General features: G+C 65.2%; 10 protein-coding genes and 1 pseudogene. 7 read left to right on the top strand and 4 right to left on the bottom strand.

Going from position 1 to position 10526, the window contains the following annotated elements; genetic code table 11:
• The 3 genes from ACMO6A_RS06610 to ACMO6A_RS06600 form a co-directional block, all read right to left on the bottom strand.
• A partial coding sequence (locus ACMO6A_RS06610) for an aldehyde dehydrogenase family protein (protein ID WP_418470950.1) occupies positions 1-1075 on the bottom strand: 1075 nt, incomplete at its 3' end.
• Between the two features lie 19 nt (positions 1076-1094).
• Positions 1095-2282, bottom strand: coding sequence for an iron-containing alcohol dehydrogenase (locus ACMO6A_RS06605; protein ID WP_009306600.1), 1188 nt, complete (start codon positions 2280-2282; stop codon positions 1095-1097).
• A gap of 27 nt (positions 2283-2309) precedes the next feature.
• Positions 2310-2843, bottom strand: coding sequence for a hypothetical protein (locus ACMO6A_RS06600; RefSeq protein ID WP_009609320.1), 534 nt, complete (start codon positions 2841-2843; stop codon positions 2310-2312).
• Positions 2844-3136: 293 nt separating this feature from the next.
• On the opposite strand from ACMO6A_RS06600, the gene ACMO6A_RS06595 reads away from it, so the two are divergent.
• A complete protein-coding gene (locus ACMO6A_RS06595) occupies positions 3137-4597 on the top strand; it encodes a S1C family serine protease (RefSeq protein WP_009609330.1) in 1461 nt (486 codons plus the stop codon).
• A gap of 422 nt (positions 4598-5019) precedes the next feature.
• Here ACMO6A_RS06595 and ACMO6A_RS06590 read toward each other — a convergent pair whose 3' ends face one another.
• A complete protein-coding gene (locus ACMO6A_RS06590; protein ID WP_227111496.1) occupies positions 5020-5853 on the bottom strand; it encodes a hypothetical protein in 834 nt (277 codons plus the stop codon).
• 433 nt (positions 5854-6286) lie between these two features.
• On the opposite strand from ACMO6A_RS06590, the gene ACMO6A_RS06585 reads away from it, so the two are divergent.
• The 6 genes and pseudogenes from ACMO6A_RS06585 to ACMO6A_RS06560 all read left to right on the top strand — a co-directional run.
• Positions 6287-6967, top strand: a complete 681-nt coding sequence (locus ACMO6A_RS06585; protein ID WP_009609310.1) for a methyltransferase domain-containing protein — start codon at positions 6287-6289, stop codon at positions 6965-6967.
• Between the two features lie 171 nt (positions 6968-7138).
• On the top strand, positions 7139-7861 hold the full coding sequence (pyrH, locus tag ACMO6A_RS06580) for a UMP kinase (RefSeq protein ID WP_009306589.1): 723 nt from the start codon (positions 7139-7141) through the stop codon (positions 7859-7861).
• 73 nt (positions 7862-7934) lie between these two features.
• Positions 7935-8492, top strand: coding sequence for a ribosome recycling factor (gene frr, locus ACMO6A_RS06575; RefSeq protein ID WP_009306587.1), 558 nt, complete (start codon positions 7935-7937; stop codon positions 8490-8492).
• A 75-nt stretch (positions 8493-8567) separates the two neighbouring features.
• Complete coding sequence (locus tag ACMO6A_RS06570) at positions 8568-9347, top strand: isoprenyl transferase (protein ID WP_035585754.1); 780 nt, start codon at positions 8568-8570, stop codon at positions 9345-9347.
• Positions 9348-10280 carry a phosphatidate cytidylyltransferase gene (locus ACMO6A_RS06565; protein ID WP_009306584.1) on the top strand — a complete coding sequence of 311 codons (933 nt, stop codon included), beginning with the start codon at positions 9348-9350 and terminating at the stop codon, positions 10278-10280. It begins immediately after the preceding gene.
• Positions 10281-10352: 72 nt separating this feature from the next.
• Positions 10353-10526, top strand: a pseudogene (locus tag ACMO6A_RS06560) (1-deoxy-D-xylulose-5-phosphate reductoisomerase); the annotation flags it as partial.

The following is a 10526-nucleotide window of genomic DNA, read 5'->3' as shown; positions in this document are numbered from 1 at the left end:
TGTACGTGATGACCGGCAGCACCGGTCCGAATATCTCCTCGTTCATGACGGGGTCGTCCAGCGTCACGCCGCGCAGGCACGTGGGCTCGATGCGCAGCGTGCCTGCGTCGCCGCGCCCGCCGAACGCCACCGTGGCATCCGGGTTGCGATGTTCGATCAGCCCCATCACGCGTTCGAAGTGGCGTTGGCTGATCATGTGCGGCCATTCGTCGCACGCGAGGATGTCCTCGCCGTAATACTGGTGGAAGCACGCGTCCAGCTGCCGCACGAAGTCGTCCGCCACGCGCTCGTGCACGAGAAAGTAGTCGGGCGCGACGCACGTCTGCCCGCAGTTGATGCCCTTGCCCCAGGCCACGCGCTGCGCTGCGCGCTTCACGTTCGCCGTTTCGTCCACGATGCAGGGACTCTTGCCGCCCAGCTCCAGCACCACGGGCGTGAGGTGCTTCGCCGCCGCCTCCATGATGGCATGGCCCACGTTCGGGCTGCCGGTGAAGAATATCTGGTCCCAGCGCACCTCCAGCAGCCAGTCGTTCATCGCGCCGGAGCCGGGGAAGCCGCAGACGAACTCGGGCGGGAACACGTTTGACAGGATATCGAGCAAGAGCTCGCTCGTGTGCTTCGACGTGCGCGAGGGCTTGAGCGCCACGCAGTTGCCGGCCGCGATGGCGTCCACCATGGGCACGAGCGCCAGCTGCACGGGGTAGTTCCAGGGGCTCAGCACCAGCACCACGCCCAAGGGGCTGGGGTGCACCTTCGACGTGGAATGGAAGTGCACGATGGGGGTGGGCACGCGGCGCGGCTTCGACCAGCTGTTCAGGTGCTTGAGGCAGGTGTTGATCTCGTCGTAGACGAGGCCCAGCTCGGTGGCGTAGCCTTCGAAAGGGGCTTTGCCGAGGTCGGCGGTCAGCGCGGACAGGATGCGCTCTTCATTCGCCTTGAGGTACGCCTTCAGTTTCGCGAGCGCCTGGCGGCGGTAGTCGACGTCCAGCGTGGCGCCGGTCAGGAAGAAGTCGCGCATCTTCTGCGCGGCGGCCTCGACGTCGGCGATGCTCTCGTAGGAGGGGGTGGCGGTCATGCGGGCTCCTTCGCTTGCTTTAGTAGGCGGCTTCAAGGACGGCCATCGCGTCCTCCAGCGTGATCTCGGTCTCGTTGTACAGCGCGGCGCCGTCGTAGCGCGCCTGCTTGGCCACGGCGGGCAGGTCGTCGCGCGACACGCCCAGCTCGGACAGCGTGAGCGGCACGCCGTACTCGCGGTGGAACAGGTCGTTCAAGGCGGTCAGCTCGTCGAGGAACGCGCGATCGAGCGCTTCCGGCGCCGCGCCGGCGCCCAAGGCCGCGGCGCGAGCGGGCGCGAGGACGTCCAGCAGCTGGCCGTAGAGTCCGGCGTGGATGCCTCGATCCAGGTTGAACCGCACGCAGTGGGGGAGCAGCATCATCATGGCCTGGCCGTGCGGGATGCGGCAGAGGCCGCCCAGCGAGTGGCCGATGGCGTGCACGATGCCCACCATGGCGTTCGAGAACGCCGCGCCCGCCATAAGCGAAGCCAGCGCCAGGCTGGTGCGCGCTTCGGTGTCGGCGCCGTTGCGGCAGGCCGTGGGCAGGTTCGCCGCGATCAGCTCGACCGCCTTCGCGGCGAACGCGTCGGACACGGGGTTCTTCTGGATGGACGTGTGCGCCTCGACGGCGTGGGTGAGCGCGTCCATGCCGGTGGTGGCCGTCAGCTTCGGCGGCAGCGACGAGGTGAGCGCGGGGTCGAGGATGGCCACGTGCGGCACCAGCTTGTACGAGGTGAACGACAGCTTCGCATGCTTGTGCGTGTCGGCCACCACGGCGACCAGCGTCACCTCGCTGCCGGTGCCGGCCGTCGTGGGCACGGCGATGAACGGCGGCAGGTCGGCCTTCAGAATCTCCGAGCCTTGCAGCGTGGCGAAGTCCACGCCCTCGCAGGCCAGCGACGCGGCCGCGCCCTTCGTCGTATCGATGACCGAGCCGCCGCCGATGGCCACGAACCCGTCGCAGCCGCGTTCGGCGTACAGGCGCGCCACCTCGTTTACCACGTCCATCGACGAGTCGGGAGGCACCTGGTCGAACACCTCGTAGGGCACGTCGGCGGCATCCAACACGCCGGTCAGCTTCGCGGCCACGCCCAGCTTCACGAGGCCCGCGTCGGTCATCACCAGCGGGTGCTTCATGCCGCGGTCGGCCACCTCGTCGGGCAGCTTGTCCAGCGCATGCGCGCCACAGACGATTTTCGTGGGGCAACAGAATTCGAATCCTTGCATGGGCTTCTCCTTGCAGGTTGGATAGCGCTAGGCGCGCGGGGCGGACGGTGCGAGCGGCTTCGGCGTGCGGTACGCGGCGCGCCAACCGAAGAACAGCTTCAGCAGCGCCGTGAACATATAGGTGAGGGCCACGCCCGTGTTGTTGGGCCCGCGCGTGGAGAACGCACGCTGCGCGAGCGCCGCCTTCAGCGTCACGCCGCCGGTGAAGCAGGCGAACGCATAGGCCAGCGACCGGAACGCGATGACGTAGTCGACGGTGAAGGCCTGCGCGTCGGCGCTGGCCAGGCCGCTGCCGGGCTCCACGTCCGAGGCGATGGCGGCGGGAGGAACGCGCTTGAACGAGCCGGATGCGGTGCGGCGGCATGCGCACGCCAGATCCGTCCCGTTCACGGATAACATGAACGTATAGCCCGGCTCGAGGTAATCAACCTCCGCGCGGATCTTGGGCGACACGTGCTTGAAGACGTTGATCAGATGCGGCAGCAACCGCAACAGCACGCGGACGTACAGGGATTGGAACCATGTTCCCGCGCTGCGGCGCGGTCGCGGCGATTCAGCCATGCGATCTCCTCCGACGGCATCGTTGTTCGTTCGTATCTTACATGCGCCGCCTGCTTCGCGTAGCAAAGTTCTTCGGAAAATCGGCTGTTCGGGCGGCATGCGTCGCTCGCGTGCGCCTGCGGGTGTACAACTCGGTTGCGTTCCGTACACCAAATGGTGTAATTCCATGACGCAAAGGTGACATTTGCTCGCAAGCGTCTCTGATCTGGGAAGGAGCGTGCTAAGGTGACGGCATTCAAAAATGAAAAGCTTGGCGATCATAGACCAGCACGAATCGAAGGAGCGTGAAGCACATGACCGATACGCATGGCAGCACCCCCGGCAACGGCCCCGTGCCGCCGACGCAGGGCGACGAGCATGCCCAGCATGCCGCCCCCATGGGGCAGCAGCCTTATTATCAGCAGCAACAGCAGTACTATCAGCAGCCTCAGCACCCGCAGCATCCGGCAGGAGGAGTGACCGTCGAGAAGAAGTCGCACGGCGGACGCACGTTCCTGCTCGCCTTCTGCGGTGCCGCCGTCGCCTGCGCCATCGGTTTGGGCGGCTTCGGCATCTGGCAAGCCACTGCGGGCGGTAACGATTCCGGATCCTCTTCGTCTGCGACGCAGCTGGGTTCGCAAAACTCCGGCAGCATCAACGCTACCGACGCCGAGTCCGACCAGACGCTGGCAGAGGCTGTCGCGCAGAAGGCGCTTCCCTCCGTGGCCGCCATCGATGTGTACACGAACCAGTCCAATGCGGGCGGCATGTACGGTTTTGGGGCCGGCAACGGATCTGAAGCCGGCACGCTGACGAAGTCCTCGCTGGGAAGCGGCGTCGTGCTCACCGCCGACGGCTACATCATCACGAACAACCACGTCGTAGAAGGCGGCAGCGCGTACAAGGTCACCATCGCGGGCGAGACCTACGACGCCGAGGTCGTGGGCAGCGATCCCAGCTCCGACGTCGCGGTCATCAAGGCCAAGGATGCCAGCGGCCTTACGCCCATCGAGATCGGCGACTCCGACAAGCTCGTCATCGGCGAGTGGGTCATGACCATCGGCAGCCCGTTCGGCCTCGAGCAGTCCGTTGCCACCGGCATCGTGTCGGCCACGAGCCGTTCTCAGATCGTGAACGCCTCCACCGATCAGTACGGCAACAGCACGGGCGAATCCACCATCTACCCGAATATGATCCAGACTGACGCCGCTATCAACCCCGGTAACTCCGGCGGCGCGCTCGTCGACGCGGACGGCAAGCTCATCGGCATCAACACGCTGATCACGTCGTACTCCGGCAACTACTCCGGCGTCGGCTTCGCCATCCCGGTGAACTACGCGGTGAACCTCGCCCAGCAGATCATCGACGGCAAGACCCCGACCCATGCGCAGCTCGGCGTGTCCCTCTCCACCGTGAACGCGCAGAACGCCAAGCGCTACGGCCTGTCCGTTGACGAAGGCGCCTACGTGGCGGCCGTCAGCGAAGGCTCCGGCGCGGCCGAAGCCGGCTTGCAGGAGGGCGACATCGTCACGAAGTTCGACGGCAAGGACGTCGCATCCGCCAGCGACCTCATGCTGGACGTGCGCTCCAAGAACCCGGGCGACAAGGTGACGCTCGACGTGAACCGCAACGGCGAGACCAAGCAAGTCGAGGTCACGCTCGGCTCCGATGAAAGCTCCCAGAGCGCGTCGACCCAGCAGAACAGCGCGCAGGAGTCTATGCTCGAGCGCCTGTTCGGCGGCGGCTCCGGCAGCTCCCAGCAGGACGCTGCCTAGCCTGCGCGACACGCACCATCCCCTCTCCTAGCCGAAGGGCCGCATCGAGCAAGATGCGGCCCTTCGCGCGTTGGATCCGCGACTTCGCGCTTCTGCGCGTCCCTGCGGCATCTTTCGTCCCTGTCATCTTTTCCCTGCAGCGCCTCCCCCGCCTTTGCTCTGCCTTCGCGCTTCTGCGCGTCCTGTCGCCCTCGTCTTTCCCGTCTCTTAGCGGCGCTCTTGCGCGCGTGTCGCACTTTTTCGCCCTGTGCGGTAGAAATCGATCGGTTGGGTAATTCGGCCGGACCGTCTTCGCCGATCGATTTTTCCGCCACCTGGGGTTATGCTCCGTTTGCTTTCACGCGTCGCTCTCGGGCGCGCTTTTCCTAGGGTTCGAGATTGCCCAACCGTTTCGTTTTTACCATCAGACGGGGATTTTCCCCTCACATGGCAACCGTCATGAAGGAGGAGCCCAGCAGTTCGCCGTGCAGCTCGTGCTGTTTGGTGCGCCACGCTTGCTGGTCGCATCGCGGACGGAACCCGAGCTGCCTCGACAGGGTGCGTGCGATATGATCGAGCTCGATGAGGTTTCGGACCGTTCTTGTTGTGACGGTCAAGACGGAGACGCCGCGGTCGAGCAGGTTGTTGCGCCGTGTCGCGTCGTCGGCCATCTTGTTGACGGTTCCATGGTGCTCGCGGCCGTCGTATTCAAGCGCGATGTTCGCGTTCGGCCAGATCAAATCACAATAGTAGCATTTGTCATCGACTGCGAGCCTCGATCGCCCTCGAGGGTTCACGGCGTGGTTCATACGCGGTTGGGGAAGCGCGTACCCGCCCATGCGGAGCGGGAGGCAGAGCAGCATGGCCATGGTCGTTTCCATCGGGGAGGCGGAGCCTGCGACGAGGTGCTTGAGGGCTTTTCGGGCTTTGACGGTTCCCGGCATGTTCGCGGCTTTGTCCAGGAAGCGCGCGAGGCGGGCGGGAGTGGTGAAGGGGCGCTCGAACCGGAAGTCCGCTTTTCCAACCGTTGCCACTCCATATGTGCCGCACAACTCGAATCCAAGCCTGATCAGCGCGGGAAGCGACAGCTCCGAAGCCATTTGCACGAAGCAGAGCTCGGGCGAGCTTGCAAGCACGTTGCGGGCGATGCGTACGAACGATCCTCTGGGAAACATTGCGGAGCTCACGTGGCAGGCGACTTTCCCGCATCTGCTGCGTGCCGCTTGGCTCGGCACGATGACGTGCAGGGGGAGCGCGATGCCCTCGAGCTCCGGCATTCTGGCAAGCTCGCGGATCAGGAGTTCGGTGACCTTGCATTCTGAGGGCAGCGGTTCGTCTTTTCTCCAGGAAGGGCTTCTGGAGTCCTGACAGCGCGCGAGCGCACCCGAGCTGATTTCGAAAGACGACCAGAACGTCAGCGACGAACTATGACTCAGATAGATATCCATGAAGTGAAAAACAACATGGGGGATTCAGCCTCATCGACCGGGAGACGATGCTGTTTACCAGGCGTAACGAGATGTGGAAACCGCATGGAAAACGCGTTGGATCTGCGTTGGTTCCGCGCCAAATTTGCGTAAGAACCGCGTTAGAATTGCGCTAGATCGGGGTAGCGTCGACCGTCTATCGCAAAAGGCCGCTGGCCGCAGGCCGTCGCCGCGCGCTGAGGGCCGTGCGCGCGGGGCGACGGTCGGAAGGGAAGGAGCGAACATGGACGAACTCGAGCTTCGGCATGCGGAGGCCCACTACGCGGAGATGCCGCGCGACGGGTACAGCGGCAGGTGCGAGATGCTCCTGCCCGAGGATCTGCGCGGCATGCGCGTGCTGGACCTGGGATGCCGCAACGGCAAGGGCGCGTACAAGCTGGCTGATCGGGTGGGGCCGGACGGGTTCGTGCTGGGCGTCGACCCTTCCGCCGCTTGCGTGGCCCGCGCGGAGGCGACGGCCGCGGCCGCGCGCGCGGAGGGCGCCGCGTGGGCCGAGCGGCTTGCGTTCGCGCGGGGGTGCTTCGAGGGCCTGCGCGCGGCGGGCGTGGAGGACGCGTCGTTCGACGTCGTGATCGTGAACAGCGTGCTGAACCTGGCATGGGATCTCGAAGGGGCGCTGCGCGAGACGGCGCGCGTCCTTGCGCCGGACGGCTTCCTCTACCATGCGGGCGTGTTCGCGGACGAGCCGCTTCCGACCGCCGCCATGCAGGCGTTTGCGTGCGCGGGCAACGTGTTCGGCGCCGCTCGCTCTCAAGCCGAATTCGCCCGCATCGCCGTGGATCGCGCTGGCTTCTCCTTGTGCTCTTTCGAGCGCGAGCGCCCCGTCGAACCTGACGGCACCGACATCGCCGAAGAGCTGATCGGCCGGTCGTTCACGGCCGCCGTCGCCTGCGCGCGGCGCTAGCGAACGCGCTGTCCGCCGCCTTCTAGAGCTTCCGGTGCGCCCCGCGTTGTCGTCTGTCCTTTGCGTGAAATGCCGGAAAACGCGTGCGAGCAGGGCGCGGTCGTTTTCATTTTCGGGTAAGATGAACGGTTAGAGCAACCTATATGAACGACCACCGAGAGGATAAGGCTTATGTCTGAAGGATACCGCTACGATCGCGTGCTGCTCAAGTTGTCCGGCGAGGCGCTGGCGGGCGACGTCGGCTACGGCATCGATCCGAAGGTGGTGGACGACCTTGCCGATCAGATCGCCGAAATCGTGCGCGCCGGCGTGCAGATGGCCGTGGTCGTGGGCGGCGGCAACATCTTCCGCGGCTTGGCCGGTTCGGCCGAGGGCATGGATCGCGCGCAGGCCGACTACATCGGCATGCTGGCCACGGTGATGAACGCGCTGGCCTTGCAGGATGCCTTCGAGCGCCACGGCATCTTCTCGCGCGTGCAGAGCGCCATCAACATGCAGGAAGTGTCCGAGCCCTATATCCGCCGACGCGCCATCCGCCACATGGAGAAGGGTCGCGTGGTCATCTTGGCCGCCGGCACGGGCAACCCGTACTTCACCACCGACACCACCGCGGCGCTGCGCGCCTGCGAGCTGGACGTGGACGTGCTGATGAAGGCCACGAAGGTGGACGGCGTGTACGACAGCGACCCCAAGAAGAACCCCGATGCCAAGCGCTACGACCGCGTTAGCTACATGGAGGTGCTCTCCAAGGGGCTCAACGTCATGGATTCCACGGCTACGTCGCTGTGCATGGACAACGACGTTCCCATGATCGTGTTCGACCTTACCGTTAAAGGCAACATTTCGCGCGCTTTGAAGGGCGAAGACGTGGGAACCACGGTAGAATCGCAGTAGAATAACGAAAACGCGCGCACCCGCCTCCGTCGGCGGCGGACGCGTTGCGAAACGCAGGGTGAAAGGAACCGGGATGATCGACGATATTATGATGCAGGCCGAAGAGCGCATGGAGAAGGCGCTGGGCTCGCTGGGCGACGCATTCGCCTCCGTTCGCACCGGGCGCGCGAACGCCATGGTGCTCGATCGCATCAGGGTGGACTACTACGGCGTGCCCACCCCGGTGAACCAGATGGCGGGCGTCAAGACGCCCGACGCGCACATGCTGGTCATCGAGCCGTGGGACAAAGGCGTGCTGGGCGCCATCGAGCATGCCATCCTCCAGAGCGACCTGGGCGTGACGCCGTCGAACGACGGCTCAGTCATCCGCCTGCCGTTCCCCGCGCTCACCGAGGAGCGCCGCCGCGAGCTGGTGAAGCAGTGTAAGGGCTACGCAGAGGAAGCCCGCGTAGCCGTGCGCAACGCCCGCCGCGATGCCAACAGCGCCATCGAGCGCGCCGTCAAGGAAGACAGCCTTCCCGAGGACGACGAGCGCCGCGGCCAGGCGGAGGTGCAGAAGCTCACCGACAAGTACATCGCCGAAGTCGACGAGGCGTTCAAGAAGAAGGAAGCCGAGGTCATGGAGATTTAATTCGGCGAAGCCGAATTAAATCTCCGAAGCCGGCGGCCATGAGGCCGTCGGCTTCTCGTCTTTTGTGAGGTAGCCTTGAATAAGTCGCTTGACTACATATTCCCCAACCCCCCGGCGGATCTCGATCCGTCGCAGCTCGATGCTGCGGCGGTGCCGCAGCATGTGGCCGTCATCATGGACGGCAACGGCCGCTGGGCGAAAGAGCGGGGGAAGAACCGCCTGTTCGGCCATAAGGCCGGTATCGAGGCGGTGCGCGAAACCATCCGCTGCGCGTCCGACGTGGGCGTGCGCTACCTGACCATCTACTCGTTCTCGTCCGAGAACTGGAAGCGCCCGCAGGACGAGGTCATCGGCCTCATGAACCTGTTCGCCACCACGATGCTGGCCGAGGTGGACGGCCTGCACGAAGAGCACGTGCGCGTGATGACCATCGGGCGCACCGACGAGCTGCCCAAGAAGACGCGCGACGCCTTCGCGAAGGCGTGGGAGAAGACGAAGGACAACGACGGGATGACGCTGGTCGTGGCCGTGAACTACGGCGGCCGCGTGGAGCTGCTCGACGCTATGCGGTCCTACATGGACGGCGCGCATGCCGCGTTGCGCGAGGGCCGCGAACCCGAGCCTTTAAGCGAGGCGACGCTGTCTCGCCATCTGTACACCGCGGACATCCCCGACCCCGACCTGCTCATCCGAACCAGCGGCGAGATGCGCGTGTCGAACTTCCTGCTGTGGCAGATTGCCTATTCCGAGTTCGTGTGCACCGAGACGCTGTGGCCGGACTTCGACCGTTACGAGTTCTTGCGCGCGCTGCTGGAGTTCCAGTCGCGCGATCGCCGGTTCGGGGCGGTGAAATAGGTGGCGCCGCGGCCCGACGAAAAGGCCGAGGCGGAAGATGACCGCTCGCGCACGGGGCGCATCAAGGATTTCGCCTATGAGAAGACGCCCGAGAAGCTGAAGAACGCCACCGACTTGCAAGTGCGTTTCCGCACGGGATTCGTGTATGTGGCGCTGTCGGTTTTGTGCATCCTCGTCAGCGACTGGACCACCGTGGCGTTCCTGGTGGCTACGGCGGGCATCACGGCGGGCGAGTTCTACTATATGCTGCGTTCGGACGCGAAGCTGCCCAACGAGATGCTCGGCATCATCGCGGCCATGCTGTACCCGCTCAGCGTGTTTCTGCTGGGGCTGAACGGTGCGCTGTACGTGAGCCTCGCGTTGCTGTTGGCGCTGATCGTGTGGTACGTGTTCTGGATGCGGGCGCGCGTGCCCGACGTGGGCGTGAGCTTCTTCGGAGCTGCGTACTGCGGCATGCTGCTGTCGGGGCTCGTGGTCGTCCGCACGGCGCTACCCCAGCCATGGGGCGGCGTGCTGGCGCTGGGCATCTTCCTCAGCGTATGGGCGAACGATTCGTTCGCCTATCTGGTGGGAAGCAAGTTCGGCAAGCACAAGCTGGCGCCGCGCACCTCGCCGAAGAAGAGCTGGGAGGGGTTCATTGCGGGGCTCGTGGGATCGGCCGCGTTCTGGTGCTTGATGACCCTCATTCCCGGCGTGACGATGTCCATCCCGCAAGCGATGGCGTTCGGGCTCATCAGCGGGCTGATGGGCGTGCTGGGCGACTTGGCCGAGAGCCGCATCAAGCGCAATTCCGGCTTCAAGGACTCTGGCACCATCATGCCGGGCCACGGCGGCCTGCTGGATCGCTGCGACTCGCTGTTCTTGGTGGCGGTGACCTCGGCGATACTGCTTTTGGGTTTCGGCTGCATCCCGTTCCCGGTTCCGCTGATCTGACGGCGGCAGGCCTCGGGCGCCGCAGCCAACCCTACCGACGGTTTACGTTCGACCTGTTTCTAGGAGGCGTGCATGAAACGCATAGTGGTCTTGGGCTCCACGGGCTCCATCGGCACGCAGACGCTGGACGTTGTGCGTCGCCATGCGGACAAGCTGGAGGTGGTGGGCCTCGCCGTGGGCACGCGCACGGGCGAGCTGCTGGCGCAAGCGCGCGAGTTCGGCGTGCGCCACCTCGCGGTGGGCGAC

Origin of the sequence: Eggerthella sp., from assembly GCF_048329335.1 — a bacterium.
Classification (GTDB): domain Bacteria; phylum Actinomycetota; class Coriobacteriia; order Coriobacteriales; family Eggerthellaceae; genus Eggerthella; species Eggerthella lenta.
The sequence above is the reverse complement of the archived record's forward strand: the minus strand, read 5'-3'. Positions and strand labels throughout refer to the sequence as shown.

What these genes read in the sequence shown, in the direction of transcription:
- ACMO6A_RS06605 (WP_009306600.1), bottom strand. Translation starts at nt 2,282, where the DNA reads ATGCAAGGATTCGAATTCTGTTGCCCCACGAAAATCGTCTGTGGCGCG.
- ACMO6A_RS06600 (WP_009609320.1), bottom strand. Translation starts at nt 2,843, where the DNA reads ATGGCTGAATCGCCGCGACCGCGCCGCAGCGCGGGAACATGGTTCCAA.
- ACMO6A_RS06595 (WP_009609330.1), top strand. Translation starts at nt 3,137, where the DNA reads ATGACCGATACGCATGGCAGCACCCCCGGCAACGGCCCCGTGCCGCCG.
- ACMO6A_RS06590 (WP_227111496.1), bottom strand. Translation starts at nt 5,853, where the DNA reads ATGCCGGAGCTCGAGGGCATCGCGCTCCCCCTGCACGTCATCGTGCCG.
- ACMO6A_RS06585 (WP_009609310.1), top strand. Translation starts at nt 6,287, where the DNA reads ATGGACGAACTCGAGCTTCGGCATGCGGAGGCCCACTACGCGGAGATG.
- pyrH (WP_009306589.1), top strand. Translation starts at nt 7,139, where the DNA reads ATGTCTGAAGGATACCGCTACGATCGCGTGCTGCTCAAGTTGTCCGGC.
- frr (WP_009306587.1), top strand. Translation starts at nt 7,935, where the DNA reads ATGATCGACGATATTATGATGCAGGCCGAAGAGCGCATGGAGAAGGCG.